This window comes from Oryzomonas sagensis (assembly GCF_008802355.1).
GTDB lineage: Bacteria > Desulfobacterota > Desulfuromonadia > Geobacterales > Pseudopelobacteraceae > Oryzomonas > Oryzomonas sagensis.
In genome coordinates this window covers 191,965-218,129 of the sequence record NZ_VZRA01000002.1, presented here as the reverse complement: position 1 = coordinate 218,129, position 26,165 = coordinate 191,965, and the positions used below count along the sequence as shown (strand labels likewise).

29 protein-coding genes, 1 tRNA gene and 1 pseudogene are annotated in these 26,165 nt (G+C 60.0%); 20 read left to right on the top strand and 11 right to left on the bottom strand.

Annotated elements, in window-relative coordinates; genetic code table 11:
- Positions 1-197: 197 nt before the first annotated feature.
- A complete protein-coding gene (locus F6V30_RS08890) occupies positions 198-506 on the bottom strand; it encodes a hypothetical protein (protein WP_151156630.1) in 309 nt (102 codons plus the stop codon).
- 283 nt (positions 507-789) lie between these two features.
- On the opposite strand from F6V30_RS08890, the gene F6V30_RS08885 reads away from it, so the two are divergent.
- The 5 genes from F6V30_RS08885 (at position 790) to F6V30_RS08865 (ending at position 4,330) form a co-directional block, all read left to right on the top strand.
- Positions 790-1,143 carry a PilZ domain-containing protein gene (locus F6V30_RS08885; RefSeq protein WP_191965627.1) on the top strand — a complete coding sequence of 118 codons (354 nt, stop codon included), beginning with the start codon at positions 790-792 and terminating at the stop codon, positions 1,141-1,143.
- Between the two features lie 324 nt (positions 1,144-1,467).
- Positions 1,468-2,067, top strand: a complete 600-nt coding sequence (locus tag F6V30_RS08880; protein ID WP_151156628.1) for an outer membrane protein — start codon at positions 1,468-1,470, stop codon at positions 2,065-2,067.
- Positions 2,068-2,326: 259 nt separating this feature from the next.
- Positions 2,327-3,586 (top strand): DUF5677 domain-containing protein, encoded by a 1,260-nt coding sequence (locus tag F6V30_RS08875; RefSeq protein WP_151156627.1) that lies wholly within the window; start codon positions 2,327-2,329, stop codon positions 3,584-3,586.
- Positions 3,587-3,717: 131 nt separating this feature from the next.
- Positions 3,718-3,996 (top strand): type II toxin-antitoxin system RelE family toxin, encoded by a 279-nt coding sequence (locus F6V30_RS08870; RefSeq protein ID WP_151156626.1) that lies wholly within the window; start codon positions 3,718-3,720, stop codon positions 3,994-3,996.
- Entirely contained in the window at positions 3,965-4,330 is a 366-nt protein-coding gene (locus F6V30_RS08865) for a helix-turn-helix domain-containing protein (RefSeq protein WP_151156625.1), read from the top strand. Before F6V30_RS08870 ends, F6V30_RS08865 begins: the two co-directional genes overlap by 32 nt.
- Before the next feature lie 207 nt (positions 4,331-4,537).
- Here F6V30_RS08865 and F6V30_RS08860 read toward each other — a convergent pair whose 3' ends face one another.
- A complete protein-coding gene (locus F6V30_RS08860; protein ID WP_151156624.1) occupies positions 4,538-5,527 on the bottom strand; it encodes a zinc-dependent alcohol dehydrogenase family protein in 990 nt (329 codons plus the stop codon).
- 429 nt (positions 5,528-5,956) lie between these two features.
- On the opposite strand from F6V30_RS08860, the gene F6V30_RS08855 reads away from it, so the two are divergent.
- From F6V30_RS08855 to F6V30_RS08840, 5 genes are all read left to right on the top strand, one after another.
- Entirely contained in the window at positions 5,957-6,574 is a 618-nt protein-coding gene (locus F6V30_RS08855) for an outer membrane beta-barrel protein (protein ID WP_151156623.1), read from the top strand.
- Positions 6,575-6,766: 192 nt separating this feature from the next.
- Positions 6,767-7,198: a bacteriohemerythrin gene (locus tag F6V30_RS08850; RefSeq protein ID WP_151156622.1), complete on the top strand. Its 432-nt coding sequence runs from the start codon at positions 6,767-6,769 to the stop codon at positions 7,196-7,198.
- Positions 7,179-7,343 carry a hypothetical protein gene (locus F6V30_RS17070; RefSeq protein WP_191965626.1) on the top strand — a complete coding sequence of 55 codons (165 nt, stop codon included), beginning with the start codon at positions 7,179-7,181 and terminating at the stop codon, positions 7,341-7,343. Before F6V30_RS08850 ends, F6V30_RS17070 begins: the two co-directional genes overlap by 20 nt.
- A 338-nt stretch (positions 7,344-7,681) precedes the next feature.
- Positions 7,682-9,676, top strand: a complete 1,995-nt coding sequence (locus F6V30_RS17445) for a methyl-accepting chemotaxis protein (RefSeq protein WP_151156621.1) — start codon at positions 7,682-7,684, stop codon at positions 9,674-9,676.
- A gap of 253 nt (positions 9,677-9,929) precedes the next feature.
- Positions 9,930-10,424, top strand: a complete 495-nt coding sequence (locus F6V30_RS08840; RefSeq protein ID WP_151156620.1) for a cytochrome P460 family protein — start codon at positions 9,930-9,932, stop codon at positions 10,422-10,424.
- 135 nt (positions 10,425-10,559) lie between these two features.
- Here F6V30_RS08840 and F6V30_RS08835 read toward each other — a convergent pair whose 3' ends face one another.
- Positions 10,560-11,009, bottom strand: coding sequence for a universal stress protein (locus F6V30_RS08835; protein WP_151156619.1), 450 nt, complete (start codon positions 11,007-11,009; stop codon positions 10,560-10,562).
- Between the two features lie 404 nt (positions 11,010-11,413).
- Between F6V30_RS08835 and F6V30_RS08830 the strand changes: the two genes are divergently transcribed.
- The 5 genes from F6V30_RS08830 (at position 11,414) to F6V30_RS08810 (ending at position 16,235) form a co-directional block, all read left to right on the top strand.
- Complete coding sequence (locus tag F6V30_RS08830; RefSeq protein WP_151156618.1) at positions 11,414-12,256, top strand: substrate-binding domain-containing protein; 843 nt, start codon at positions 11,414-11,416, stop codon at positions 12,254-12,256.
- Positions 12,249-13,895, top strand: coding sequence for a hybrid sensor histidine kinase/response regulator (locus tag F6V30_RS08825; RefSeq protein WP_151156617.1), 1,647 nt, complete (start codon positions 12,249-12,251; stop codon positions 13,893-13,895). Before F6V30_RS08830 ends, F6V30_RS08825 begins: the two co-directional genes overlap by 8 nt.
- A 366-nt stretch (positions 13,896-14,261) precedes the next feature.
- Positions 14,262-14,540, top strand: coding sequence for a hypothetical protein (locus F6V30_RS08820; RefSeq protein WP_151156616.1), 279 nt, complete (start codon positions 14,262-14,264; stop codon positions 14,538-14,540).
- Between the two features lie 198 nt (positions 14,541-14,738).
- A complete protein-coding gene (locus F6V30_RS08815) occupies positions 14,739-15,395 on the top strand; it encodes a SagB/ThcOx family dehydrogenase (RefSeq protein WP_191965625.1) in 657 nt (218 codons plus the stop codon).
- An 87-nt stretch (positions 15,396-15,482) separates the two neighbouring features.
- On the top strand, positions 15,483-16,235 hold the full coding sequence (locus F6V30_RS08810; RefSeq protein WP_151156615.1) for an SDR family NAD(P)-dependent oxidoreductase: 753 nt from the start codon (positions 15,483-15,485) through the stop codon (positions 16,233-16,235).
- A 77-nt stretch (positions 16,236-16,312) separates the two neighbouring features.
- Here the strand turns inward: F6V30_RS08810 and F6V30_RS08805 are convergent, their stop codons facing one another.
- The 3 genes from F6V30_RS08805 to F6V30_RS08795 all read right to left on the bottom strand — a co-directional run bounded on the left by F6V30_RS08805 (position 16,313) and on the right by F6V30_RS08795 (position 19,019).
- A complete protein-coding gene (locus tag F6V30_RS08805) occupies positions 16,313-16,744 on the bottom strand; it encodes an FKBP-type peptidyl-prolyl cis-trans isomerase (RefSeq protein ID WP_151156614.1) in 432 nt (143 codons plus the stop codon).
- An 83-nt stretch (positions 16,745-16,827) separates the two neighbouring features.
- A complete protein-coding gene (locus F6V30_RS17440; protein ID WP_275938137.1) occupies positions 16,828-18,696 on the bottom strand; it encodes an ATP-binding protein in 1,869 nt (622 codons plus the stop codon).
- Positions 18,697-18,944: 248 nt separating this feature from the next.
- Positions 18,945-19,019 (bottom strand) — tRNA-Glu (locus F6V30_RS08795).
- 221 nt (positions 19,020-19,240) lie between these two features.
- Between F6V30_RS08795 and F6V30_RS08790 the strand changes: the two genes are divergently transcribed.
- Positions 19,241-19,942, top strand: coding sequence for a DUF4760 domain-containing protein (locus F6V30_RS08790; protein ID WP_151156612.1), 702 nt, complete (start codon positions 19,241-19,243; stop codon positions 19,940-19,942).
- 184 nt (positions 19,943-20,126) lie between these two features.
- On the opposite strand, the pseudogene F6V30_RS08785 reads toward F6V30_RS08790, so the two are convergent.
- A pseudogene (locus tag F6V30_RS08785) lies at positions 20,127-20,354 on the bottom strand (hypothetical protein); the annotation flags it as partial.
- A gap of 329 nt (positions 20,355-20,683) precedes the next feature.
- Here F6V30_RS08785 and F6V30_RS08780 point away from each other — a divergent pair.
- Both F6V30_RS08780 and F6V30_RS08775 read left to right on the top strand, forming a co-directional pair.
- Positions 20,684-20,875, top strand: a complete 192-nt coding sequence (locus F6V30_RS08780) for a hypothetical protein (RefSeq protein ID WP_151156611.1) — start codon at positions 20,684-20,686, stop codon at positions 20,873-20,875.
- A 144-nt stretch (positions 20,876-21,019) separates the two neighbouring features.
- Positions 21,020-21,526 (top strand): hypothetical protein, encoded by a 507-nt coding sequence (locus F6V30_RS08775; RefSeq protein WP_151156610.1) that lies wholly within the window; start codon positions 21,020-21,022, stop codon positions 21,524-21,526.
- 45 nt (positions 21,527-21,571) lie between these two features.
- Here F6V30_RS08775 and F6V30_RS08770 read toward each other — a convergent pair whose 3' ends face one another.
- The 4 genes from F6V30_RS08770 to F6V30_RS17490 form a co-directional block, all read right to left on the bottom strand.
- Entirely contained in the window at positions 21,572-22,246 is a 675-nt protein-coding gene (locus tag F6V30_RS08770; RefSeq protein WP_218043320.1) for a Rossmann-fold NAD(P)-binding domain-containing protein, read from the bottom strand.
- 180 nt (positions 22,247-22,426) lie between these two features.
- Positions 22,427-23,287, bottom strand: a complete 861-nt coding sequence (locus F6V30_RS08765; protein ID WP_151156609.1) for an SDR family oxidoreductase — start codon at positions 23,285-23,287, stop codon at positions 22,427-22,429.
- Between the two features lie 137 nt (positions 23,288-23,424).
- Positions 23,425-23,715 (bottom strand): ArsR/SmtB family transcription factor, encoded by a 291-nt coding sequence (locus F6V30_RS08760; protein ID WP_151156608.1) that lies wholly within the window; start codon positions 23,713-23,715, stop codon positions 23,425-23,427.
- A 63-nt stretch (positions 23,716-23,778) separates the two neighbouring features.
- Complete coding sequence (locus F6V30_RS17490; RefSeq protein ID WP_338042766.1) at positions 23,779-24,243, bottom strand: ParA family protein; 465 nt, start codon at positions 24,241-24,243, stop codon at positions 23,779-23,781.
- Between the two features lie 310 nt (positions 24,244-24,553).
- Here F6V30_RS17490 and F6V30_RS08750 point away from each other — a divergent pair, with 310 nt between their 5' ends.
- The gene (locus F6V30_RS08750) at positions 24,554-25,042 is read left to right on the top strand and encodes a cohesin domain-containing protein (protein WP_151156607.1); all 489 of its coding nucleotides are present in this window, start codon (positions 24,554-24,556) and stop codon (positions 25,040-25,042) included.
- Between the two features lie 299 nt (positions 25,043-25,341).
- Positions 25,342-25,896: a cohesin domain-containing protein gene (locus F6V30_RS08745; RefSeq protein ID WP_151156606.1), complete on the top strand. Its 555-nt coding sequence runs from the start codon at positions 25,342-25,344 to the stop codon at positions 25,894-25,896.
- The last annotated feature ends 269 nt before the right edge of the window (positions 25,897-26,165 follow it).

Genomic DNA, 26,165 nt, shown 5'->3' with positions numbered 1-26,165 from the left:
CCCACGCATCATCTCGCCCATGGCCTGTTATGGCCTGAAACCGTCCCGCTTTTCAATGAAAAATTGCCGGTCACATGAGGAAATTGCGGAGGAAATGGGGAAACGGGACTGATAATTTCCATAAAACCGATGGGGCCAGTGCCCCGCGCGGTCAGTCGCGGGAAGCGATGCGGGTACGAACTAAACCGAACGGGAAACTAGTGGTGCCGCTCGTGCGCCGCCCGCGCCTGCTTGTAAAAATCCGTCGACCGGTTTTTCTGAATGGCGGCGGTCAACCGGTCGACCAGGCCCCGCTCATCGGTCCGCAGGTCGAACACGCGCTGTACATCCACGAAGCTGCCGAAGAAGCGCGTTGTGCCGGTCTCCTGATCCTGCGAGATGAACTTGTCGGCGTACCGCTCGAAACGCGGATCGAGGGTGTAGGTGTCCAGCGCCTCCAGCAGTTTGTCGATGCTGTCCGGTTGCTCCTTGTACGATTGAGCGCCGTTTGCCGTAATCTGGGTCATGGTGGTTTCCTTCTGAAATCCGGTATTTACTACAATTTTTTTAGTATACTCCCGTTCCCGTGACAGGGTATCGTTTTTTTTGCTGCAGGCACGTCCGGACGCCGCCAGCCCCTGACCATCCGCCCTCCCCTTTTTCCCCCGGCGAAGTATTCCCGCGGGATGGGGCGTCCCCTGTCCCCTATCGGCATTAAGACATTGGAGAATTTTTGTTCGACATGGTATGGTGAACAGTTGGAAACAGACACAGCGTTCAGACTCCTGGGTGAGGTGAGGCGACATGACCGTGAACACGAGAAAATTTACGAGGGTGGAAATCTCGGCAGTGGCAACCATCGAGTGCCATGATCGGACCATATCCGGCGAGGTTACGGAGATAAGCCTGCGGGGCCTGTTTATAAAAACCGCCGTCAAGCTCCCCGTCAACCAGCAGGTGTATGTAAAGGCGCGTTGCCTGAAGAAGGAATTCCAATTCCCGGCCACCGTGATCTACGAGCAGGAACAGGGCTTGGGGCTCAAGATCGATGAGATCAACCTCCCGTCCTTTTTCCATTTACGGGAGCTTATCGCTTCGAAGATGGAGGACCCCGATGCCGTCATCCAGGAAACATTCATCATGGCCGACATCATAACCGGGTAGCCCGGCGGTCGTTCGCGGTTGTGTCATAATGATACAAGCAGAGGTCCCCGGGGTGTTCCGGGGGCCTTTTTTAATGTGAAAACAGCGGGTTCAAAAGATGGCCGAAATGGTAATTTTTTTAACACTCCCAGGATAGTGTTAATTTTTTTAACATATTGAAATTATGATTGAAATGTGCAGGAGCGTGGCGTAGAAGTGATCTATCGATCGGATGCGATCTGTTCCGTTTCCGCAGGGAAGCTCCGCTCTATTATGTCATGTGTTGTTCGCCCCCTGTTCCGCCGAGGAACAGGGGGGCGTATTTAATCCAAGGAGGTTTTTGGCATGAGAATCAAGGCATTGGTGGTGGGATTGTTTCTGGCGGCAACGACCGGGTCGGCTTGTGCGGCCGGGCCTTACCTCGGGGTCTCGGGCGGCGTGAGCATCTTTCACGATGCCGACATGAAGGTGTCGGGCAGCAGTGTCACGGCCACGACCAACTACAATTCCGGGTATGGCTTTGGCGCCAATGCGGGCTATAATTTCGACCCGGTGAGGCTGGAATTTGAATTCGGCTACCGGAAAGCCGACGTGGACCACCTCTCGGGACCCGGCGGCAGCCTCTCGGTGGACGATACGAATGTCAAAGTCATGAGCTACCTGGTGAACGGCTACTATGACATCAAAACAGGCACGATCTTCACGCCCTATGTCGGCGCAGGGCTTGGCGTGCTGGATGGCGAACTGCAGGTCCAGGGAACCAAGTATGACGATACGGTGTTCGGTTACCAGATCGCCGTCGGGACGACCATTGCGGTGGACCAGCATATAGCCCTCGATTTTTCGTACAAATTCCAGGGCGCCGGGTCCGATTTTTCAAAGGACGGGGTAAGCCTCTCCTACCTGAACAGCAGCTTCTCCGGGGGCTTCCGCTACAGCTTCTGACGGCTGCTGTGCCACTGACCAGGGGCCGTATCATAATGACACAACCAGAGGCGTCCGGGCGAGTTCCGGGCGTCTTTTTTGTGTATAAACGGGAGGTTATGGGGAGCAGGCGTTTTTATGTTAAATTTTTTAACACTTTCTCAGGAGTGTTAATATTTTTAACATATTGATTTTGCGATTGAAATGTATGTTTACGGGGAGTAGAAGGGTATGGGGAGTGGCTTACCCACACCCCCCACCCAACCAAAAGGCAACCACAATGAACACACTGCAAGACCTGTTTGAAACGACCCTGGCAAAGACCCTCTCCGAGGAACGGGTTATCGTTCATATCCTTTTGAAGAAATTCCGGGATCAGGGGTTCGTTCTCAGCAACAAGCAGATCAAGGAACTGGAACAGGTCATATCCAGCAAAGCGGATATCGGCACCTTCAAGTTCGACGAAAGCGAGGCCCTGGAACTACCCGAGGATTTGACGGAATTTGAGAGTAGCGGCGTCCGCATCGAAATCGACCACAAAAAGGACCTGGCCGACGCTTTCGAAGAAATCGCCAAGAACCTGTCCCATTCCCTGCCCGAGATAGCGGTGGAAGTCGCGGATATCATCCTTGACACCTTGAAAAAGAATTTCAAGCAGTATCAGAAACACGCCCGAAAGGAACTCAAACAGTTCAGCGCCGACCTGGACCATACCTGGGGCACGGCCGTCGACCTGCTCGAGATGTTCTATGACATCGCCCTGGAATCGGGAAACAATTTCAACGATTACTATTGGCCGAAAGCCGCCAAAGAGGGCGATCTGGTCTTCGATGTCCTCACACGGCTCCACGCCAAGGGGTGCCGGACCTGCGCGGAGATCATCTGCCTGCTGAAAAACGGCTATGCCGACGGCGCCCACGCCCGGTGGCGTTCCCTGCGCGAAATGGCGGTCATCGCCGCGTTGGTGCGCAGCCACGGCAACGACATTGCCGAGCGGTATCTGTACCATGGCGACATTATGGAGTACCGGGCGGCCCAACGGTATCAGGCCCACTGCGGGGAGGTGGGGTGCCCGAAACTGGACGAGGGAGAGTACGCCGCCCTCAAGGACAATTACCTTGCCCTGGTCGCAAAATACGGCACAAGCTATGAAAACGACTACGGCTGGGCCGCCACGGCGTTGGGCACGGAGGACCCGACCTTTGCCGATTTGGAGGCGGATGTGGGCCCGGACCACCTGCGCCCCTATTACAAAACGGCCGGCCAGAGCGCGCCCGACAGCCCCAGGGGGCTCCTGTCCAAAGCCGGCCTGCTCCCCCAGACATCGGAACTGTCCCTCTCCGGCCCCAGCAATCTCGGCCTGGCCGATCCGGGCCACGGCGCGGCGATCTCGCTGTTGCACATCACCACAGCGCTTTTGACCCTGGATTCCAATCTGGACCGGCTGGTAATCTGCAATGTGCTGCTGAACCTGGAAGGGAAGATCGGCGAGGCGTTTCACGCGGCGCAGGCAGCGGTTGCGGAGCCGGGGGCTGCGTAGGGGGTTATTTTGTTGTGCCAATGACCTGATCCCAAACCAGAAAAAATCCAATATGCATATGATTCTTAAGCCTGAATTCCACGCGCAGAACTCTGCTTGACTGATACCCGTGAAAGGTATATTTTTACCCTATGGACTGGACGGTCGTATTTTCCTCGAAAGCCCGTAAGCAGATACAGAAGCTTCCGGGAAGCGTGCAAGACAACCTTGCCACCTTGGTTGCCGATATCCAGGCGACCGGGCCGGTTCGCGGCGATTGGCCGAATTATTCCAAGCTTTCGGGCACCGAGCACCATTGCCATATCAAAAAAGGGCGACCAACGTACGTGGTGGTGTGGGAAGAGAAGGACAGGCAGATCAGGTTAGTGGAGGTAACGTATGCAGGCACTCACGAAAAAGCGCCCTACTGAGAACGCAGAGGCCCGTTTTGTTGGCGGGCACGAGCAGATTGCACGTTTGCGTCATTTGGCAAAGCGGATGAATGTTATTGATCTCTCCCCGGATGATGAAGATCGGCAGTACACGGTTGAAGAGGTTTTCCCCGAACTCGCAACCAACAGGGCCGGCGTGCTTATTCGCGGTTATCGCGGACGGGAAGGGATGACGCAACGGCAGCTTGCCGAGGCAACCGGCATTCCGCAACGCCACATTTCCGAGATGGAACACGGGAAAAAAATTGTCGGCAAGGAACGCGCACAGAGGCTGGCAAAGGTTCTAAAAGCCGATTATCGGATGTTTCTGTAGCACACGAGGTCCTATAAGGTGTCCGGCATTACCCTCCTAACGTCTCATCCACGTATGCCTACCCTCTTATTTTTTAAATAACCTATGGGTTATTGTTTTGATGCATCGGAATAATGCCGGGGCTATTCAGAGCACCGAAATACAAACGGGGCGGGGCTCCCAGGCTGCCAAGGCATGCATGGCATCCTGGAAGCCCCCACGCTCACGTCACACCGTCACCACGATCTTGCCCTGTTGCAGGTTGGATTCCATGTACCGGTGGGCCTCCACAATGTTTTCCAGCGGGAACGTGCGGTCGATGACCGGTTTCAGTGCGCCGGATTCGAGCCCTCTGGAGACGAATTCTTTGCCGCGGGCCAGCATCTCCGGCTCCCTCACGATCTCGAACAGGGTGTACCCCCGCACCGCCAGCCCCTTGCCCAGGGCTGCGAACAGGGGAAAGGGCGTCGGCGCTGGCGACAATGCCCCGTATTCGAAGATCGTCGCCCCCTGAGCGGCGGCGTCGGCAAGTTTTTCCAGCAGAGGCCCCGCCACGGGATCAAAGACCATGGTTGCGCCTTTCCCGGCGGTAATCGCCATCACCCGCGCCACCAGATCCTCTTCGTCGGTCACGATGACGTGATGCGCCCCAGCCCCCAAAAGAAAATCCTTCTTCCCGGCGCCGCGCGTGGCGGCGATGGCGGTCGCCCCGACGTACTTTGCGACCTGAATCGCGGCCAACCCCACGCTGCTGCTCGCCGCGGTGATCACGACGCTGTCGCCTTTCTGCAAGCGGCCGAATTCCACGAGCGCCCCGAAAGCGGTGAGATACTGCATCCAGATCGCCGCGCCCTCCACCGGCGTCAGAACTCCCGGATACGGGACGGCCGCGTAGGCCGGCACGATGGCGCTTTCCCCGTAGACCCCGTAGTCGCCAACGGAAAAGGAGGGTATGGTGCTTACCCGGTCCCCGACCTTGATGCCGCTGACGCCCGGCCCCACGGCGTCCACGATCCCCGCCGCTTCATAGCCGATCCGCGAGGGGAGCTTGGGCGTCTCCAGGTACTGTCCCTGGCGGAACATGACTTCGGCACGGTTCAGGCCGATGGCCGCAACCTTCAGGCGAATCTCTCCCGCACCCGGCTCCACAAGAGGCGCATCTTCGAGCTTGAGCACCCCGGCATCCCCTGTTTCGTAAAAGCGAACGATCTTCGGCATGGTGTTTCTCCTTTATGGTGTCACTCTACGTCCTGTCATTATCGTCCAGGAATGGCATTATTAATTGTACCACCATATGAAAACGCCGCAGGGGATATTGGGCGGCCATCCCTTTCCGTTGCGCCTCTTCGGATGGAGCGTGAAAAAATACGGCCAGGCGTATAACCTGCCGCCCCGAGGGAGCCGCCATATATGGCAGGTACGTCAAACGTGACGGCATCCCCTGACGGCTTTCCCCATCCCCGCGCCACCGCCTGATTTTTATCCCGCACAACCAGCCACTCCCCCCCCAACAGCCTCGGGCCTCCCCTGCCTTCCACGAGGCGACCTCCAAGTTCAAATGGGGCCCCTTCATTTGCTATGTGGGCATTTTAAGGTATTGTTGAGTGGGATGCACCGGTTTCATACAAACGATAGGGGAGGAAGAGTATGAAAACAAAAACGATTGCGGCATGTCTGGTGTTGGTTTGCAGCCTGGTTACCGCCAATGCCATGGCGGCGGAAACGAATAGCGCGGAGAGCATCAAGGGGAGACTCGGCATAACCGGCGAAATAGGCTTTCTGGTGCCGGCGGACAACGCGGCGGTCAGCACCGGCGTTGTGGTCGGGAGGGGGCATACGGATACGGGCTTCATCGGCGGCGGCGGTCTTATCTTCGGTATCCTCGATAATTTCGCGGCGGAATTCCAGATCACCCATACCGGTTTCGGCACGGACACGAGCACGGATTTCGATACCACCAACATCTCTCTGGGAGCGCAGTACCGCTATCTCAACCTCCCGGTTAAGAAACTGGTTCCCTATGTCGGCGCCGGGGTGGACATCCTGATCAACGGGGCCAACAACGGCCTGGATGTGGACACCGTGGCAGGGATACACGTCAAGGCGGGGGTGGACTATTTTGTCATGCGCCAACTGGCCCTGACGTCTGAACTCAAAGGGGTCATCGCCCCGAATGCCGACATCAAGGCCGGGGGCGGCAAGGTCGGCGAGTTTGATCCCGACAGCTTCTCCATGACCTTCGGGGTACGGTATTTCTTCAACTGACGCGGCCCCGCAGACGACAGAGGGCCTGCCGGTCCCGAAGGCCGGTCAGGTAATCCGTTGACAAAGATGGCCCGGCCATAGCACAATCGCCCATCGTTTACACAATGGGCGTTTTTTTAGGTAAACCATCGGGAAAACGGTAACGCCGCCAGAGCGGCCGAGCAACCGGAGACATAACGGGAGTAGGAGTACATGGAGCATTTCACCTGGAACAGCACGTATTCCGTAGCCGATGAAGAGTTGGATAACCATCACAAAAACCTGTTCGGCATATTCAACAGGCTCTACGACACCTGCCTGAAGAAGGATGAAGCCGCCCCCCTGGGTGCGATCATCGAGGAGTTGCTATCCTACAGCGCGGATCACTTCCATGCGGAAGAACAGCATATGAAGGTCTTGGAATACGGCGGCATCGAACAGCACATCGTCCAGCACAGGGCTTTTGCCGCCAGGATAGACAGGTACCGCCATGCCCACGCGGCAAATGAGGTGGTGGTATCCAAGGAGATCGTGCTGCACCTGTGGAAGTGGCTCATCGACCATGTCATGACGGAAGACAAGAAGTATTCATTCAAGCAGAAACGACCGGCGCAAAGGAGCCACCATGACGGACAGGCACGATAACGAACGGACGCTCTCCCTGGAGGAGCTCGTGGTCTCCCACAGCTACGAGATGCTGGCCCTGATAACGGTCCTGGAGAAGAAGGGCATCCTGGACCGGGGCGAGATCATCGAGGTGATCAAGGAGTTGCGGGACAGCCAGGGCTGAGGCGCGGGGGCCGCGGAAACTCCGGCCGGTTCTTCGTGCCGGATTCGACGTGTAGCACGCAGGCGATAACGGCAGCGCGGTTTCTTTTCCCTGTGCCATAGCTGTCCCTCTGCGCCATGTTACCCCCTCACCCGTCCCCCAAGTTGTTTGACGACTTTACGGCTTCTCAAACATCAACCGCAGTGTCCCCATCCCATGCCGCTTTCGCCTATCCCCAAGTTGTTTGACAATTCATATAGATTAATGTATTTATCACGGTTTTCAAATTAAACATGCCTATTTTTTATTCACGGCATGCCCGAAGAGAAATGCGACACGAAGCCGGGGGGAGGAAAAACATGAAGTGGTCGGACCTGAAGGTAAAAACAAAGCTGGTATTTTTAACCATTGTGACGTGTGTGGCGGTGGCCGTGGTGGCGGGTCTGGGCCTTTACGGCATCCGCGATACGTCCGGCGGCATCGTGGAAGCCAATGAGGGTCTCAACCAGGTTGCTGTCGCGGACAGCCTGGTGAAGAATTTTCTTACCATCCGCCTGGATCTGGTCTACATGCTGTCCCTTACCGATACCCATCAGTTGGAAGACAAACGGGCCGATATGCTCAAACAGGTGGGCGCGATCCGCGAGGGGATCAAAAAACTCGGCGAAACAAAGATGCCGGACCAGGAGAAGGATCTGCTGAAGCAGTTCGGCGACGGCTTTGAGGCGTACCTGCTCCAGGGGGAAAAATTGGCGAAACAGGCCATTGAGTCGGCGGCCAACGGCGGCAAGGGGCATGAGGCGGTCGTTGACTTTGCCGTAACATCGACAGCGCCGCTCTATGAAAAACCGGCCGCTGCGATTGCCAAGATCGTCGAGACCGAGGTGAAGGCGGCACGGGAGATGACCAATGCCGACACGGAGCGCGCCAGGAAGATCGAGGGGGGCATGGCCGTCATGAGCCTCCTGTGCATCGCCGTTGCGCTCCTGTTCGGCTTCACGATCTTCCGCTCCATCACCCGGCCGCTGGCCAGGGTTATCCAGGTGCTTTCCACCGTCGCCTCCGGGGACCTGAAGGCCCGCTCGGGCCTCGATTCCCACGATGAAATGGGCGTACTGGCGCGCGAAGTGGACGATATGGCCCAGAAACTGGCCGATACGATCGGCAAGGTCTCGGTGAGCAGCATCCAGGTATCGGTCGCCGCCAACCGCGTCCACAAGCTGGCCGACGGCCTGGCGCGGAACTCCGAGACCCTCGCCAGCCAGTCCACAACCATCGCCACCGCCAGCGAGGAGATGGCGGCGACGTCGTCCGACATAGCCCGCAACTGCAACGATGCGGCGCAGGAAGGCCAAGGCGCCAGCGAGGTGGCTGTCGCGGGGGCCGATGTGGTGGATGGGACGGTAACGGGAATGGCGCGGATCGCCGAACGGGTCAAGGGCTCGGCACAGATCGTCGAGGAGTTGGGACGCCGCTCCAACCAGATCGGCGAGATCATCGGCACCATCGAGGACATCGCCGACCAGACGAACCTGTTGGCGCTGAACGCGGCCATCGAGGCCGCCCGGGCCGGGGAACAGGGGCGCGGCTTTGCCGTGGTCGCCGACGAGGTCAGGGCTCTGGCCGAACGGACCACCCGGGCGACCCGCGAGATCGGCGAGATGATCAAGTCCATCCAGGAGGAGACCACGTCGGCGGTGGCGGCCATGGAAGAGGGGGTGGCCGAGGTGGAGCGGGGCAGCAAGGGCGCGGCCCAATCGGGAGAGGCGTTGCAGCACATCCTCCAGCGCATCGATGTGGTAACCCAACAGGTCAATCAGATCGCCACGGCCGCCGAAGAGCAAACCGCAACCACCACCGAGGTGTCCCACAATATCATGAATGTCACCGAGATCGCCCACGCGACCTCCAACGAATCGCGGGACATCACCGCCGAAGCCAACAAGCTCACCAGTCTTTCAGCGGCCCTGATGGACGCCATCGGTGCCTTCAAGATCGAAGAGAGCAATTCCCTCATCATCAACAAGGCCAAGAGCGCCCACATGATCTTTGTGGGCAAGATCCGGGCACACCTGGACGGTGCGGCAAAAACCGACCCCTCCACCCTGCCGGACCACCACGGCTGCGCCTTCGGCACATGGTACGACACCACGGGCAGCGAGCATTGCGGCCATCTCCCGACCTTCAAGAGCATTGTCCAGCCCCATGCCAGGGTCCACGAACTGGGCCGTGCCGCCGTCATGGCGCACAACGCCGGCGACCGCGACAAGGCGGCCGAGCTGTGCCAGGAGATGGTGGACAACTCCACCGTCCTGCTCGACATCCTCGGCGAACTGGAAAAGACGTGCGCGTGATGGGCAGAGGGGCGCTGTGGGTGCGGCAGCGATAGCAGCCGCGGTAACAAACAGGGAAGGGGCGGAGCAGAACCGGCGCTTCGCTGTCAAACGGCATAGGCGGAGGCACCTGGAGGCGATCCGGGTGCCTCTTTCGTTTCCGTTACCCCCCCGCCCCCCCATTGCCAACAACCGATTCCCTGCTATGATTTGCACGAGTGTTCCATCACCGGTGGAGGCGCCGGACGCGCTTTCGCCCACAAGGGGGGAGAGTATGCTGAGAATCGTTGTGGCTTGTGCAGTTCTGCTCGCAGCGGCAGGCTCCGGGAGCGCCGCGGACAGGCCGGTGGCTCCCAACGGCATTGCCCTGTATCCCGACTACCTGACCTGGAAGGTCGTCGCCCCCTCCTATCGGGAGGACAAGGGGCACATCCGCATCGTCACCGGCAACGAGGTCGCCGTCGCGGCGTTGCGCGCCGGCACGAAGCCGCTCCCGGACGGCAGCGTGCTGGCCAAGGTGGCCTGGAAAGCGGAGAAACATCCCTCCTTCCCGGTAGCGACCGTGCCGGGGGCGTTCGCCCAGGTGGAGTTCATGGTGAAGGATGCCGCGAAGTACAAGGAGACCGGGGGATGGGGCTATGCCCGATTTCTGGGGAATGAGTTGAGGCCCTACGGCAAGGACGCCGGGTTCGTCAGGGAGTGCTTCGGCTGCCATACGCCGGTGGCGGACAACGACTATCTCTTCACCAGGATCGTCACGGCCCCCTAGGCAACGGCAAAAACGGCCCCGGCCTCCCCTGACGATGGGGCGGCCGGGGCCGCAGAGAGACTGCCTCGCATCCGGCGGCTGCAAAAGCGATGGCGCCCCCAGGGGTTTGAAGGGCATGCCGGGGCAAGCGGGCTGTTATTGTACCGGAAGCCTGACGCTGAGTACCGGACATTTCGCCGCCCGGACAACGCGCTCGGCCGTGCTGCCGAAGACGAGGTGCTCAAGGCCGGTGCGGCCGTGGGTCCCGATGACGATCAGCGATGCGCCGATCTCGCTCGCCTTGGCAATGATTGCCTGGAACGGGATGCCGCTGACGATAGCGGTCGTGTAATTGCCGTAATCCGCCAGCTTGCTGCTGCAGAATTTCGCCATCATTTCCTTCGCGCCCTGGCTGATCTCTTTTTCAAGCTCCTCGTAGGTCGCCTGGGGGACATAAATCCCGCGCAGGTCGGCCGGCTCGTTGATCACATGCACGATGGTCAACTCTGCGTTGAACTCCCTGGCCAGGGCGAGGGCGTAGTCGAATGCGTAATCGGAGTTGTCGGAAAAATCGGTTGCCATCATTATTTTGTCGAATCGTTTCATATGCCGCCTCCTCGCGTTACAACGGGTCTACCGGTGCCGGGCGTGCCGGGGACGCCAGCCGCGGGACCTGTCCGCAAAAAAGCCCTTCGAACAAACGCTCCCCCCTGGCATCCAAGGCACCAGTACCGTGTTATTATTGATAATTCATCACATTACCATTCAAGACCACCTGTATGCAGTGTACCATGTGCCCGCGATTTGTCAAAGGCCGGCCGGGAGTCCTGTCCGGTCACATCCGCCTCCCTGGGTGGGGCATGGACCGGGCAGCCATCACCCCATTGCAGGCGATACCGTGTCGTGATATAGTTAATGAGAATTTCCCACTGCCGTTATCTACGCTCAAGGAGCCGCACGGGGATCGGCACAGCAGCCGTCCGTAACCTGCGAGCCGGGGAGTTCGGCCTATGCAGTGGATCAAAGCACTCATTTCGTGTGTCTGTTTTCTCATGGCCTCCGGTGCCGCGGCACACATCTGCCCGGCCGGCGAGACCATACGCGTCAACGGTTCCGGCAGTTGCCTCGACATGATGAAGCCGCTCATCCAGGCGTACGGGAAGATCGACCACGATGTCCGCCTCGAGATGGCCCCCCCGCTGGGGAGTTCCGGCGCCATCAAGGCGCTCCTGGCCGGTTCCCTGGACCTGGCGCTGAGCGCCAGGGCGCTCAAGCCGGAGGAAGCGGCGAAGGGGGCGCGGGCAACGCCCTACGGCAGGACCCCCCTGGCCATCGTCGCCGAGAAGGGGTGCCCCGTTACCACCATCACCACCAGGGAGTTGGAACAGATTTATGCCGGCAAGACCTACAGGTGGCGCAACGGCGAAGCCATCCGGCTGGTGCTCCGCCCCCGCGAGGACATCGACACCCGGATCATGCGCGCCCTTTCCCCCGGCATGGAGAGCGCCATGAGCGCGGCCCTGGCACGGCCGGGGATGCTCGTCGCGGTCACCGACGCGGATGCGTACCAGACCGTCGCAAGAACCCCCGGGGCCCTGGGGGTGACCGGGCTGACCAGCGTCCTGGTGAACCAGCTCCCCCTCGTCACCCTCTCCCTGAACGGGGTCAAACCGTCACCCCGGGCGGTAGCCAGCGGCGCCTACCCCCTCGCCAAGGAGGTCAACTTCGTCACCCGCCCCGACCCACCGCCCGCCGTGCGGAGATTCCTCAATTTCGTCCATTCCCCCCAAGGGCGGGCCATCGCCAGGAAGGCCGGCGTTCTGGTCACGGCCAGACCAGCGGCGTATGAATAGGATCGACCTCTCCATACGGCACATCTCCCTTGTGACGGCCGCGGCCGTCTCGCTCCTCATCGCGCTGTTGGTGCCGGTCGCCTATTTCGCCATTTCATACCAGTACCTGCGCGGCACCATCGATGCCCAGAACGAGCTGAACGCCGGCGCCGTGACGGACATCGTGAAAAAGAACCCGACCATGTGGCGCTTCGAGGATCTCCGGCTCTCGGAGATGCTCGACCGCCGCCTGGACCATGGCATGGACGAGGAGCGGGTCATCACCGACACCCGGGGCGAGGTCATCGCCCGGAACGCCATAACCGTGCCGCCGCCGCGCATCTCCGGCGTCCATGACATCTACGACGCCGGAACGGTCGTGGCCCGCCTCACCACCTCCCGCTCCCTGGTCCCCCTCTGGTGCGCCACCGTCTTCCTGGCCGCCGGTTCCACGGTCTTTGCCCTGGTGGTGTTCTACCTGCTGCGCACCTATCCCCTGCAAGCCCTGCGCAAAGCCAGCCTGGCCCTGGCCGAGAGCGAAGAGCGGCACCGGCTCCTGTTCGAGCAGAGCCGGGACGCCCTGGTGGTGACCATGCCCGATGGGGCCGTCATCTCCGCGAACCCGGCGGCGTGCGACCTTTTCGGCATGACCCGGGAGGAATTCCTGGCCGTCGGCAGGGACGCCATCATGGACCCCGGGGACGGGCCCAACAGGGAGGCCCTCGCGGTCAAGGCCCACACCGGACAGTTCAACGGCGAGTTGAACTTCACCAGAAGGGACGGGAGCCGCTTCCCCGGCGACGTTTCCCTAAGCCGTTTCAGCGACTCGGCGGGTGTCGTCAGGACCATCATGCGAATCCGGGACGTCACCGAGCGCAAACAGACGGAGGAGTTTCTGCGGCAGGCAAAGAAGGCGGCCGAGGCCGCCAGCCTGGCAAAGGGGCAGTTCCTCGCCAACATGAGCCACGAGATCCGCACCCCCATGAACGGCATCATCGGCGTCACCGGCATGCTGCTGGACACGAAGCTCGACCCGGAACAGCGGGAGTATGCCGAGGTGGTCAGGGAATCGGGCCTCTGCCTCCTCACCATGGTCAACGACGTGCTCGATCTCTCCAAGATCGAGGCCCGCAAGATCGAACTGAAAACCGAGGAGTTCAACCTCCGGGCGACCGTGGCCGGGACCATGGACCTCCTTGCCGTGGAAGCGCGCACCAAGGGGCTGAAACTTGCCGCGGAGATCGACCCGGATGTCCCGTTGTCGCTGAAGGGGGACCCGGGCCGCCTGCGCCAGATCATCACCAACCTGGTGGGCAACGCCGTCAAGTTCACGCACCACGGCTCCGTATCCCTGCACATCTCCAAGGATACGGAAGACCGGCGCAGCGTCACCCTGCGCTTCCTGGTGCGCGACAGCGGCATCGGCATACCGGCCGACAAGCTGGACCAGATCTTTGAGCCCTTCACCCAGGTGGACAGCTCCACCACCCGCAGATACGGCGGCACCGGGCTGGGGCTGGCCCTCTCCCGGCAGTTTGCGGAGATGATGGGCGGAACCATGGGTGTCGAGAGCGTCGAGGGGCAGGGTTCGACCTTCTGGTTCACCGCCGTGTTCGAAAAGCGCGGCGCCCAGGGGGAGCCGTCCCGCGCAACCCGCTGAGGGGGGGATTCCCATAACTCCCATGGGTCCCCTACGTCCTGGGATCATATAACCAGGAGGACGTAGGGGACCTATGTCATCCTCTCTCCGAGCGGCCGTCGTCTCGCGGCGGCCGTCGTCTCGCGGCTGCCGCCTATCCCCACCTCCCGGTACGCCGCGAATCCCCCGGCATCCGGTATCGCAATATATTGCCATTTCATCAATATTCGCAATATACGACAAACGGCTTAACAACATATTGCCATAACGGCTCTTCCTTGATCAGTAACTATTCGATATAACTGATAATAATTATTGGCACGATTGTGGCAATCTTGACCATGAGAGGGTAAACACGACACCCCATCAAGGATAAGGAGAACGAGTATGAAGAGGATCATTATGCTGTGCGTCGCGGCGGCCCTGGCAATCCCCATGGCGGCATCCGCGGCGGACGATACCGGGAGCGGCGAGGGCAAGGACCTCGCCCTGTTGAATACCACAGGGTGCGATGACGCCATCAAAAACGACAACGTCTACGAGCGGATTGCGATGTTGCAAAAGGAGTTGGGGAAAAAGCCCGCACCCTACACAAAGGATGAAGTACGACAGCTCGAGGCCAAGGTGGCTGCCTGCAGGACCGTATTGAACACCTTGGGCTACTAGCGTCCCGTTGCCATGACGGCAAAAGCGGATCAGGGCTCACCTCATGGTGTGCTTTGATCCGTTTTTTTATTCCAAGCGGCCATCGACGGCATGACGGAGGACATGGCCTTCGGCAAAATAAACTCACGGGCATACGGAATGCCGGCAGAGTGTAGTATAATAAAACCTGCGACAGAAAAAACAGGAGGTGGCCACAGGATGAAGATCATGTCTCTGGTTGTCATGGTGATGCTGGCGGTTGCGTCCACGGCCGGAGCGCTGGATACGGGGGACATCTCCCTGCCCGCGCCGCGCATGGAGGGGGGCAAGCCGCTCCTGCAGGCGCTGAGGGCCCGCCAGTCGACCCGCACCTTTGCCGGGAAGAAACTGCCGCCCCAACTCCTGTCCGACCTGCTGTGGGCTGCGGCCGGCATCAACCGCCCCGGCTCCGGGAAACGCACCGCCCCCTCGGCCAGAAACTGGCAGGAGGTGGAGGTGTACGCCGTGGTCCCCGAGGGGGCCTATCGCTACGACGCCAAGGCCAATAGCCTGCGCATGGTGGCCAGGGGGGATTTCCGCAAGCTGGCCGGGACCCAGGCCTACGCGGCCACGGTACCGCTCAACCTGGTGTATGTGGCGGACAGCGGCAAGATGGCCGGGGTGACCGCCCCGGAGGAGCAGGCGTTCTATTCGGGCGCCGACACCGGGTTCATCAGCCAGAACGTCTACCTCTTCTGCGCCTCGGAAGGGTTGGCCACGGTGGTGCGGGCCTCGGTGGACCGAACGGCACTGGGGGCCGCCCTGAAGCTCACCGGCCGGCAAAAGATCACCCTGGTCCAGTCCGTGGGGTATCCCGAGGCTCCGGAGCGGCAATAATAAAGAGAGCGGCACAACAAAAAAGGGCGTATACGTCCTCTACGTCCCATGAAACCTGCAACCACTACCAGCAGAAAGGAACCAACCATGAGCATCGCACTGATAACCGGCGCCAGCCGCGGCCTGGGCAAGAGCATCTCCCTGCACCTGGCCGCCAAGGGGCATGACGCCATCATCACCTACAACAGCAAGAAAACGGAGGCCGCAGAGGTCGTCGCCCGGATAGAGGGGGCCGGCCGCAAGGCCGTAGCCCTCCCCCTGGACGTGGCGGATCACAAGAGCTTTCCCGGCTTTGGGGAGCGGGTCGGGGCGGCCCTGGCGGAAACATGGGGGCGCGGCGACTTCGACTTCCTGGTCAATAACGCCGGGATCGGCATCAACGCCCCCTTTGCGGAGACGACCGAGGAGCAGTTCGACCTGCTGATGAACATCCATTTCAAAGGGGCCTTCTTCCTGACCCAGCGGCTCCTGCCGCTCATCAAGGACGGCGGCCGGATCGTGAACGTCTCGTCGGGGCTGGCCCGGTTCGCGCTCCCCGGCTTTGCCGCCTACGCCGCCATGAAAGGGGCCGTCGAGGTGCTGACCCGCTACCAGGCCCAGGAGTTGGGGCCGCGCGGAATCTCCGTGAACACGGTCGCCCCGGGCGCCATCGAGACCGATTTCGGCGGAGGCATGGTGCGGGACAATGCCGACGCCAACCGGATGATCGCGTCCCAGACCGCCCTGGGGCGGGTCGGTCTGCCGGACGACATCGGCGGCGCGGTGGCCGCGCTCGTGTCCGACGATTGCCGCTGGATCAACGGCCAGCGGGTGGAGGTCTCGGGGGGAATTTATCTCTGAGGAGAGGAAAAAAGAAGCCGGTTATACGTCCCATGGGTCCCATAAGTCCTGGGACTCATGGGACCCATGCAAAAAAACTACCTGATGTTGAGCAGTTCCACCTCGAAGATCAGGGTGGCGTTGGGGGGGACGGCGCTGCCGGCCCCGCGGGAGCCGTAGGCCAGTTCGGGGGGGCAGACCAGCCTGGCCTTGCCGCCCACCTTCATCTTCTGCACCCCTTCGGTCCAGCAGGGGATGACCCCGGTGAGAGGGAAGCTGATGGACTGGTTGCGTTTGTAGGAGCTGTCGAACTCCTTGCCGTTGGTCAGGGTGCCGCGGTAGTTGACCTCCACGGTGCTGGAGGCCTGGGGCGACGCGCCCTTCCCTTCCCTGAGGGATTGGTAGACCATGCCGGAGGCGGTCTTCACGGCGCCCTTCTCCCGGGCGGCCCTGTCGATGGCATCGTTGGCCCCGGCAAAGGCCGGAACCGCAAGCATGGTGGCAATCGCTGCACTGATCAGTCGTTTCATCTTAGCTCCTTGCGTTGGTGTGATGGGGGATGCCCTGGCCGCATCCTACCATCCCCCACGCCCTTCCGTCAACGCCGGGCGGCTCAGGCCGGGGCTCCGCCAGGGACCTCGATCCTGAACTCCGCGCCTTCATCGGTGTTGCGCACGGTCAGTTCCCCCCCCATATTCTTCTCGATGATGGACCGGGACATGAACAGGCCCACCCCGGTCCCCTGGTGCGGCCCCTTGGTGGTGAAGTAGGGATCGAAGATCCGTGCCATGATCTCCTCGGGCACGCCGCCCCCGTTGTCGGCGATGGTGACCACCGTGGCGCCGTTTGCGTTGCGGATGGTGATCGTGACCCTGGGGTTGGCGATCTCCCGCTCTATCATGACGTCCCGGGCGTTGGTCAGGATATTGAGGAACACCTGGGCGAACTCGTTCCAATAGCCGTAGATGACGGCGTCGTCCTCCGCGACGACGGCGATGGCGATGTGGGGGTAGAGCAGGCTCCCCTCCAGGAGCGACAAGGTGGTGTCGATCGCCTCGCGCACGTTGAACGGGGCCTTTTCCTTCTCCGGCCTGAAGTAGTCCCTGAAATCGTCGATGGTTCGGGACATGTGCTGGATCAGCTCCATGGAACTTGCGACATTATGGTTCAGCAGTTCCCGCGAGAATTCTCCCAGGTCGTAGGACAGTTGCAACTGCTGGATCGTCAGCCCGAGCGTATTGAGCGGCTGGCGCCACTGGTGGGCGATATTGCCGATCATCTCCCCCATGGCCGCCTGGCGGCTCTGCTGGATGAACATCCGCTCCTTCTCCAGGAGTTCCTCCGTGGCCCGCAGGCGCCCCGCCGTTTCCTGGTGCAGCAATTCCATGGTCCGGGACAGGAGTTGCTCCGCCTCGTCCCGCTCCCGTGCCCGGCGCTGGAGCAGTTCGGACGCCTGCACCAGGGCTGCGGCCACGTCCCCGGTCTCCTTGACGGAGAGGCCATCGATGGCGGGCACGAGCTCGCCGCGGCCGATGGCCAGGGCGGGGTGCACCAGGGCCTGGATGTTTTGGGCGATTTTCCGGGCCATGCCGAGGCCGAAGATGATGCCCACGAGCGAGATAACGGCCGCGCCGCCCACCGCCCAGGCGGTCCAGCGGTAGAGCTCCGTCATGACGGCCGCTTTGGGCACCGCTATCGCCACGGTCCAGTTGGACATGGCCGACCGGCAGAAGGTGGCGAATACCGGCCTCCCCTCCAGATTGACGATCTCCGCGGTGCCCTCCATGGCCCGTGCCATGGCCCGGTTCAGAGCCGGGGTCACGTGGACCCCGACGCCCCGCTCCGGGCTCTGCGTCTTGGCGGCCACCACCCGCCTGCTGTCCAGGATCGAGCCGTACCACTCCGGGGGGAGCTTCAGGGCCGTCAGAATCGATGCCAGGCGGTCCGAGGGAAAGGTCATGGCCAGGTCGTAGACGACCCTGCCGTCGCGGAATACCGGGACATCGATCCCGATGAGCGGCCGCCGGGTGACGGCGCCGTAGAACAGATCGCTCACCAGCGGCTTCCCGGACTGAAAGATACGGGCCACGGTTTCGGCATTCTTGCGCCTGGGCAAGGGGGTGCCGTAGGGGCGGTAGGAATTGACCAACTGCTGCCCGGTGGCGTCGGCCACGATAATGTCGGCGCCGGGATAGGCGGCCGCCAACTCCCGGGTCTGGCGATGGATGGCCGCGAAATCGCCGGCGGCAAAGGCCGGGGACGTGGCCAGCCCCCTGAGAGCGGCCTCGACGCTGGCCAATTCGCGGTCAACTCCCATGGTCATGGCCCGCGCGGCTTCCAGCATGGTGCTGTTCAGGTGGTCGCGCTTTGCCGAGTAGGCGTAAAACACCAGAAAAGCGGCGGCCAGCCAGACCGGCACGACGCAGGTGGCCACCAGGCGCGTCAACTGGTAACGGATTGTGGAGTGGGATCGGGGAAACATCAAGCGCATCCTTATGGTTGGCCGGCCCCTGCCGGATGGGTTATTCGGGCTTCCCCCACGGAGAGGGCAAACCGCGCCCCACGGCCCAGGGTATTCTTTTAAATTTACCTGAGAGTCGCCGCCTGTCAAGGGAGTAATCACGGGACCAGGGCACGCGCAGGGGGCACCTGCCGTAGAAAACAAAAAAGGCTTGCGGAAAAATCCGTAAGCCTTTGAAGTATCGAAAGAAGACGACTGTGTGGTGAAAATGGTAATCCCAAGGGGATTTGAACCCCTGTTACCGGCGTGAGAGGCCAGCGTCCTAACCACTAGACGATGGGATTGTCCGGGTACTGGCGACAAGCTTGTTCACTGTCGTTGCAATCGTTTGTACAGCAACCTCCCCACAAAGTCAATGAATAGCAGGTAGTGGGTCAGTTTGAATATTCTGCTTGGGTGGTTAATGAGTCGTGCCACTTATCTTGATTTCGATGCCCACATAATGTATACTCCCCCCGAAATATAGAGAAGCACTTAAATAACCTGAATGGGCAACGGTTAAGCTATGCTTGGCTTTAAAAAGGTGAATCTTAAATGTTTCCGCCATGCCATCTCTCTTTCCGCATTGGTTATTATTGCGGTCGGTGCGATTCTGTATTTTTCTGGTTTCTTTAAAGAAAATAGAGATATTTTGATGTTTTTTGGATTTTCTGCGACATCAACGTCTATCTTAGTTGCAGTTTTGCAAAGTATTAAAGTTCATGACTGGAATAGACGGCACGCTGCGCAAAGCGATTTAAACGCGTTTAGGGACAAGACAAAACCCCACGCCAAAATATTAAACGATGCTTTTGGCTATTATTTAAGAGACGAAAATTGCCCTATCACAAAAGACGAAATACATGAAAAAATATGTAAAAAAAATGCAGATGGCAAATTTTCTCGTTGTGATAAAACTGATAAACTTGAATTAAACCCGGACAAATTAGAGTTAACAGATGCAATTAAAGAGTATCTAAATCTTTACGAGGGTATTGCATCAGGAGTGCATCAAGGAATTTATGACAGGGAAGTGGTTGCCGATTTAATGGCTAGCAATTTAATCAAAGTTGCCAATCTTTTTGGACCATATATTGCTCATTTTAACGAAGATATGTATCCATCAAGCCAAGGAAGAATATGGCTGAATATTAAAACTCTCGGGGATGATTTTAAAAGAAAATACAGGGCGGAAAAGCACGCAGTGGAAAGAGACAAGACTGGCTAAAATAAAAAGGCGACCCTAATTTGGGGTCGCCTTTACCTGTGCCAAGTCAAACAGTCGGCCACTCTTTTGAAATTAACATAATACACCTCCTCCGCCTAAAATCGTGTATGATGTAAAAAAACAAATAGTTACGCTTGATTTGAATCAATTCTAGCTAATGACCTCTGCTTTGTCAATCATTATATCAGAGCTGCAATTTCCTCCACCGTCCAACGTGGTCAGTCACTCCCGCCTCCATCGCCGGTGTAACCCGCAGCGTCTTGTGAATCCTACCGAAATTATAATACATGAAATAAAGGGTCGTAGCAAAGAAATGGTTTTCGATCTTTTTGCTGAAGCCGTTGGTAAGGCGTGTAAAGCGCCTCATGCACATACGCATGGTCAGGTTTTGGCGTTCAACGTAGCTTGTGGAAAACAAAAGGCGACACCATACAATTTTGAACGAATGCCGACCGGTCAAAAAAAGAATTGCGATTGCAAATAGTGCCGTTATGGGGTACAAGTAGAGAAACATTTTATTAATGAATTCTATACGTAACACCGCAACACGGAGGGGGGTTGCCTTCCAAGGCAGATCAGGCTATGGTGCCCATCTGCCCGGGCCGCAGAAGGATCGGAGGTTCAAAGAAGATGGCGCGGGGCCGCTCGTGGGGCGCTGTGCCGATTCAGGGACGAAAAGAGGTGCGGACACGAGGCGTGCAGGTAACGTTCATGAGGAATCATGGGAAACGGGGGTAGTATATGGCACGCTTTTTCGACTCCATGGGCAACGCAGAGGCAAACCGGCTGGTGGACCTTTTGAAAGAGAGGGGCATCGCATATCCCCAGGGGATTCCACCGGAAAGGTCGCACCAGAGGGAGATCATGGCAGCCGCGGAGGATCTGGAGGCCGCGGAACGGATCTTGTGCAGCCCCACCCGCGGGGAGGCGTAGCGGGACCGGTGATGTTCGCGCAGTAACGTAACAGGAGGGCACCCGGAGATGATCCGGGTGCCTTTTTCGTGTGATCGTGCAAATTCAGGAACCCGATAGCCTCGCAAGGCCGCCGGACAACCGAAGCGGCCTCCCGGTGACCCTATGAAAAAGATACGCATATGCGTCAACGACCTGATGCAGACGGATTACGTCTATTACCTGACGGAACCGGCGGGGGAGAACTTCCATCCCGACTTCCGGCCCGAGTTGACACCGCGGGAGATGCTGGAACTGGGGGTCTTCGGGGGGAAGTACCTGACCGACTGCAGGGGCGAGTTCCCCGAGGAGTGGTTCGCCAACGCCCGGCTCTGCCACGAGCGCCATGTGCCCGAATTGAACTTCTTCGGCGTCAACGCCTCGAAGCCGCTCTCCTATTGGCGGGAAAAGGGGTGGATTCACAGCGACGACCCGCGGGGGTGGTTCCAGTGGTACTGCCGCTACTACCTGGGCCGCAGGTGCTCCGACGACGAGCGGCAGATCAGGCGGTGGCGGGCCATGGCGCGGCATATCGCCCAGCTGCGCAAGAACTGCCCCGAGGGGCACCTGGCCTGCCGGAGAAAGCAGCGCCAGGCGCTGCTCCACTGGGCCTACGACAGCAGGAAGATATGAACCGCACCGGCGGTTCCGCCCGGAGCCCCGGAGAGAAAGGTGCACTCAGGCCGACAGCTCCTCCAGGTCCCGTGCTTCCAGGATCTGCTTGTCCGCCCCGTAGCGCGCGACCCGGAGCATGGCGCGCCCGATCCGTTCGGTGGTGGTGATGCGGCCGGGGAAGGCCCGGCGCAGCAGCGGCAGCACCGGCCCCAACAGGCGGTAGAGCAGGCGGTAGCTCTTCGTCTTGGATTGGATGCCGTGCAACGGCTGGATCACACCGGGGCGGAAGATGTAGACCCTGCGGAAGGGGAGGCGCCGGAGGGCGTTTTCGAGCCTCCCCCGCACCCGCGCCCACATGACCCGCCCCTGTTCCGAACCGTCGGCCCCGGCGCCGGAGACATAGACGAAGGTCATGTGGGGGTTGAGCCGCGCCAGGGCTTGGGCGGCGGCCATGGTCAGGTCGTAGGTAACGCGGGTATACTCCTCCTCACCCTTGCCGGCCGACGACGTGCCCAGGCAGAAGAAGCAGGCGTCGAACCCGGTCAATTCCCCCTCGATCGCCCCGTAGTGCCACAGGTCCGGGTGGGTCAGGTCCCGCAGCTTCGCGTTCGCCAGACCGGTCGGCGTTCTCCCCACAGCCTGCACGAAGGTCACCCCGCTATCCAGGAGGCATTCCCGCAGCACCCCCTGCCCCACCATGCCGGTGGCGCCGAACATCAGCACCCGCATACCGCTCATCCCATTTCTCCCATCGTTATGATAACTCTTCACAACACAAGAACATCTGCCACAGAGACACAGAGAACGTCAAAAACAAAGAAACAACCATGTAAAAAACAGCCTGTGACTTTGATGTTCTCCGTGTCTCTGTGTCTCTGCGGCAGGTTCTCGGTTTTGGCGCGACTATCGTTCAAAGATTCAACGTTCTTCCGGATCTTTCCCGCACGGCACTGCCCCGCCCCCGAAGCGGCGCCGCATGAGGGCCATGTACGACTGCTCGCCGGCCTCCCGCCGGGCCATGACCAGGGTCTCGATATCCTCGGTGGCCACGTAGCGCAACCGGCCCGTGCCGTCGGTGGCGGCATCGAAGATGACCTGGGCCACGTGATCCTCCGTGGCCAGCCGCGCGGCGCGCAAGCCGGCGAAGGCCTTCTGGGTCCGGGCGACAAAGGGGGCATAGTCGGGCAGCGCGGCGTTGCGGGCGGCCTCGGCGCCGCTGCGCCGGCCGAAGTTGGTGCTGAGGACTCCCCCCGGCTCGACGATCTTCACCACGATGCTCTGGGAGGCCAGTTCATAGGAAAGCGCCTCGCTGAACCCCTCCAGGGCGAACTTGCTGGCGCAGTACAGGGAGAGCATGGGCAGGGTGAACACCCCGGCCCCCGAACTGACGTTGAGGATCAGCCCCCCCTTGTTGGCGCGGAAGTGGGGGAGGATGGCGCGGGTGACCGCCATCACCCCGAAGACGTTCACGTCGAACTGCTCGGCGACCTTTTCCGGGGGCGTCGCCTCGAACAGGCCGAAGAGGCCGAAGCCGGCGTTGTTGACCAGGGCGTCGATGCGGCCGAAGCGGGCGATCCCGGCCTCGATGGCAGACGCGATAGTCGCGGGGTCCTGCACGTCCAGCCGCGTGACCAGCACGTTGGGAAGCGCGGCCAGGTCCCGTTCCTCCTCCGGGCGGCGCATGGTGGCGACCACGTTCCACCCCTCCCAGGCGAACAGGCGGGCGGTGGCCCTGCCGAAACCGGACGAGCATCCGGTGATCAAGATGGTGTTCTTCATGTCTGGCCTCCTCCCTTGCGCTGTGGTGACGTCTCCCACAACCATTCCACACTTATACAATTTCACATCTATCGAATTTATCAGCAAAATAAAAAGCCCGCTGCCAGGCTCCCTACCCTCGTGCAAACGCGCTGTCCCTACTCCGGCAGGAATCGTTTCACCTCTGCCCAGGTCTCGGGCAGCGGGCGGGCCACCAGGAACTTCCCCTGGCGCTCGGTGGTGATGAGCCCCGCATTGGCCAGCTCCTTCAGGTGATGGGAGACCGTGGGCGCGCCGATCTTCAGCGTCGCGATCAGCTCCGCCACGCCGCATTCGCACGCCTCGGTCTTGAAACTCCCCTGCTCACCCTTGACAATGCTGAGATAGATCTCCAGCCGGTTGGGATGGGAAAGGGCCTTGAATATCTTTGCCGCCTGCTTGATGTCCATGCCTGCTCCATAAACTTCGATAACTGTCGAAAAGTTAGCGCGGATGATCGCCCTGGTCAAGGATTATTTTTCCTGCCCGACGACGTTCAGAACTGCCCGGCCATGCCGTGGATGAGGCCCTGCACGTGGTGCACGGCGCGGCAGCGCTCTTCCTCCAGGACCGCTTCGGGGTGCTCGGGATCGACCGGGTGCACCGCCGGCCAGGGTCCGGGGGTCCCGGAAGCGTTCCAGCAGGGGGGTGAGCCGTTCGGCGGTGGAGGAAGGGATATAGCCGACCCCGTACTGGCCGGTGTGCGCCAGGGCGCCGGCCGGCTGTCCCTCCAGCATCTCGCGGACCGTGCCGTGCAGTTTCTGCCCCTCCAGCGCGAACATGCGGTCGATGGTGAAGTGATTGTCGAAGGAGAGGATGGTGACCGGCAGACTCTCCCGCAGGGCCCGCAGGTACACGGCCAGGTTGCAGGCCAGGGTGGTCTTGCCGCCCCCTCCCTTTTCCGAGGAGATGGTTATGACGTAGGGGTACGGCTGCATGGGGCGCGCCCAAACTCCGTGCCGCCGACATACGGCTTTTCGCTGCCTGCTGGTCCTTATCGGCAGTATACCGCAGCAGGTAAATCGAATGCTATGCCCGTTTTTCAATCCCAGGGCAAATTCACATTATTTTCACAAAACGACCCCGTTCATGGCCCTGCAACCGATCCCTCTTTACCGGCTTACGGTGATGTGCATCACAAACAAGACAAATAAACTCCTTTACATCTTTTCCCGCAATTCGCTATAGTGCCCGTATTGCAGGTACGGCATAGCTCCGGCACACGACAGAAAGGAAAGAATCGGAACAATGGACATGAGAGGTAACGGCAACAGAAGGGGAAAATGGCTTCAGATCGTGGCGCTGCTGGGCATGGCGGCCGCGCTGTGGGGGTGCGGAAACGGCGGGGATGCGGCATCGACGGCCACCGGCAGCGCCTCCCAATCCAGCACCGCCGTCAGCAAGAGCGCATTCGTGTCCCTGGTCCCTTCCGGCGACGGCGGGTTGATCATCCAGGGGAACAACATGAACGGGGTTGCCGGCATAGCCCTGACCATCAATTACGACAGTTCGGTGCTGGCGGCCCCCACCGTAACCCAGGGGGGGCTCGTCGCCGGTTCGGTCATGGCGACCAACACCCAGTACGCCGGGACCATAAAGCTCGCCATCGTGAGCAATACGGCACTGTCGGGCAACGGCGAGATCGCCGCCGTCTCCTTTGCAACGGTCAACGGCACGGGAAACGCCTCCCTGGCCTCGGTGGAATTGATCGACGGCAGCGGCGCGGCGGTGCCCTGAACCGGCAGCTTGCACAATGTGCCAAAATGAGAGGACTAAAGGCACCCGGAGACGATCCGGGTGTTTTTTTTGTGTGAAATCAGTATGTTGAATAAACAATGACGCTTTGTGTTATTTTTTTTACCATCCGAGGAAAGTGTTAATTTTTTTAACATATTGAAATTACAGTTGAAATATGTATTTTTCTGGGATACAACCGGTACCAGCTCTTTATGAAGTGCACATTTGCGGCACATTTTGAATGAGGCGCGGCGGAGAACAGGCAGCATTCAGCAATGGCAGTATCATGGGGGGTATCGATGGGCAAGATCGTTACGAGGATAAGGAGCGTTCTCATGGCCGTGGGCGCGGCGTGCCTTCTTGCCGCGTGCGGCAGCGGGGATAGCGCCCCTACGAGTGGCAACCAGACTGCCAGCCATCTATCCATCGTCCCTTCGGGAAACGGTATCTATGTCATCCGGGGCGACAATCTGAGCGACACTGCCGGTATTGAACTGACCCTCAGTTACGACAAAGCAAACATGTCATCCCCTACCGTGACCCAGGGTACGTTCATCTCCGGGGCGATGCTGGTGGCCAACACGCTCACCCCCGGCACCATCAGGATCGCCATGATCAGTAACAGGGCGTTCTCCGGCAGCGGCCCCATAGCAACCGTATCCTTTGCCACGGTTACGGGAGCGGGAACCATTGGCATATCCTCCTACAGCATAATCAACAGCAACGGCACCGGCGCGGGTCCCAGCCCCGATACCGGCACCGGCCCCAGTCTCCCCAGCAGCAACGGCACTGGCACTGGCAACGCCAGCACCGGCAGCGCCAGCGGCAGCAGTACGTCGGCGCCCCCGCATTGAGGGGCCTGCGGAGGCGCCACGCGCAGCAATGGAGAGGGCGCGGCGTGATACGCAATTCGTCCCCCAAAACGGCGCCAGATAAAAATAGCTTGACACGGAACGGCAGCGCCCGTACACTGCGCTCCTCATAAAGGGGAGTAGCTATCAACCGGAGACATGGTTGATCCCGGGTTCGTCAACACAGCCGCGAGGCTCGGACCGGGAACGATATCCATCGCCAGCAAGACCTTTATCCACTGTATTCCTATGCCGTGGGTAAAGGTCTTTTT

What these genes read in the sequence shown, in the direction of transcription:
- F6V30_RS08870 (WP_151156626.1), top strand. Translation starts at nt 3,718, where the DNA reads ATGGACTGGACGGTCGTATTTTCCTCGAAAGCCCGTAAGCAGATACAG.
- F6V30_RS08850 (WP_151156622.1), top strand. Translation starts at nt 6,767, where the DNA reads ATGGAGCATTTCACCTGGAACAGCACGTATTCCGTAGCCGATGAAGAG.
- F6V30_RS08820 (WP_151156616.1), top strand. Translation starts at nt 14,262, where the DNA reads ATGAAGAGGATCATTATGCTGTGCGTCGCGGCGGCCCTGGCAATCCCC.
- F6V30_RS17440 (WP_275938137.1), bottom strand. Translation starts at nt 18,696, where the DNA reads ATGTTTCCCCGATCCCACTCCACAATCCGTTACCAGTTGACGCGCCTG.
- F6V30_RS08840 (WP_151156620.1), top strand. Translation starts at nt 9,930, where the DNA reads ATGCTGAGAATCGTTGTGGCTTGTGCAGTTCTGCTCGCAGCGGCAGGC.
- F6V30_RS08780 (WP_151156611.1), top strand. Translation starts at nt 20,684, where the DNA reads ATGGCACGCTTTTTCGACTCCATGGGCAACGCAGAGGCAAACCGGCTG.
- F6V30_RS08860 (WP_151156624.1), bottom strand. Translation starts at nt 5,527, where the DNA reads ATGCCGAAGATCGTTCGCTTTTACGAAACAGGGGATGCCGGGGTGCTC.
- F6V30_RS08830 (WP_151156618.1), top strand. Translation starts at nt 11,414, where the DNA reads ATGCAGTGGATCAAAGCACTCATTTCGTGTGTCTGTTTTCTCATGGCC.
- F6V30_RS17445 (WP_151156621.1), top strand. Translation starts at nt 7,682, where the DNA reads ATGAAGTGGTCGGACCTGAAGGTAAAAACAAAGCTGGTATTTTTAACC.
- F6V30_RS08855 (WP_151156623.1), top strand. Translation starts at nt 5,957, where the DNA reads ATGAAAACAAAAACGATTGCGGCATGTCTGGTGTTGGTTTGCAGCCTG.
- F6V30_RS08770 (WP_218043320.1), bottom strand. Translation starts at nt 22,246, where the DNA reads ATGAGCGGTATGCGGGTGCTGATGTTCGGCGCCACCGGCATGGTGGGG.
- F6V30_RS08835 (WP_151156619.1), bottom strand. Translation starts at nt 11,009, where the DNA reads ATGAAACGATTCGACAAAATAATGATGGCAACCGATTTTTCCGACAAC.
- F6V30_RS08745 (WP_151156606.1), top strand. Translation starts at nt 25,342, where the DNA reads ATGGGCAAGATCGTTACGAGGATAAGGAGCGTTCTCATGGCCGTGGGC.
- F6V30_RS08750 (WP_151156607.1), top strand. Translation starts at nt 24,554, where the DNA reads ATGGACATGAGAGGTAACGGCAACAGAAGGGGAAAATGGCTTCAGATC.
- F6V30_RS08890 (WP_151156630.1), bottom strand. Translation starts at nt 506, where the DNA reads ATGACCCAGATTACGGCAAACGGCGCTCAATCGTACAAGGAGCAACCG.
- F6V30_RS08875 (WP_151156627.1), top strand. Translation starts at nt 2,327, where the DNA reads ATGAACACACTGCAAGACCTGTTTGAAACGACCCTGGCAAAGACCCTC.
- F6V30_RS17070 (WP_191965626.1), top strand. Translation starts at nt 7,179, where the DNA reads ATGACGGACAGGCACGATAACGAACGGACGCTCTCCCTGGAGGAGCTC.
- F6V30_RS17490 (WP_338042766.1), bottom strand. Translation starts at nt 24,243, where the DNA reads ATGCAGCCGTACCCCTACGTCATAACCATCTCCTCGGAAAAGGGAGGG.
- F6V30_RS08805 (WP_151156614.1), bottom strand. Translation starts at nt 16,744, where the DNA reads ATGAAACGACTGATCAGTGCAGCGATTGCCACCATGCTTGCGGTTCCG.
- F6V30_RS08775 (WP_151156610.1), top strand. Translation starts at nt 21,020, where the DNA reads ATGAAAAAGATACGCATATGCGTCAACGACCTGATGCAGACGGATTAC.
- F6V30_RS08880 (WP_151156628.1), top strand. Translation starts at nt 1,468, where the DNA reads ATGAGAATCAAGGCATTGGTGGTGGGATTGTTTCTGGCGGCAACGACC.
- F6V30_RS08815 (WP_191965625.1), top strand. Translation starts at nt 14,739, where the DNA reads ATGAAGATCATGTCTCTGGTTGTCATGGTGATGCTGGCGGTTGCGTCC.
- F6V30_RS08825 (WP_151156617.1), top strand. Translation starts at nt 12,249, where the DNA reads ATGAATAGGATCGACCTCTCCATACGGCACATCTCCCTTGTGACGGCC.
- F6V30_RS08765 (WP_151156609.1), bottom strand. Translation starts at nt 23,287, where the DNA reads ATGAAGAACACCATCTTGATCACCGGATGCTCGTCCGGTTTCGGCAGG.
- F6V30_RS08810 (WP_151156615.1), top strand. Translation starts at nt 15,483, where the DNA reads ATGAGCATCGCACTGATAACCGGCGCCAGCCGCGGCCTGGGCAAGAGC.
- F6V30_RS08790 (WP_151156612.1), top strand. Translation starts at nt 19,241, where the DNA reads ATGCTTGGCTTTAAAAAGGTGAATCTTAAATGTTTCCGCCATGCCATC.
- F6V30_RS08865 (WP_151156625.1), top strand. Translation starts at nt 3,965, where the DNA reads ATGCAGGCACTCACGAAAAAGCGCCCTACTGAGAACGCAGAGGCCCGT.
- F6V30_RS08760 (WP_151156608.1), bottom strand. Translation starts at nt 23,715, where the DNA reads ATGGACATCAAGCAGGCGGCAAAGATATTCAAGGCCCTTTCCCATCCC.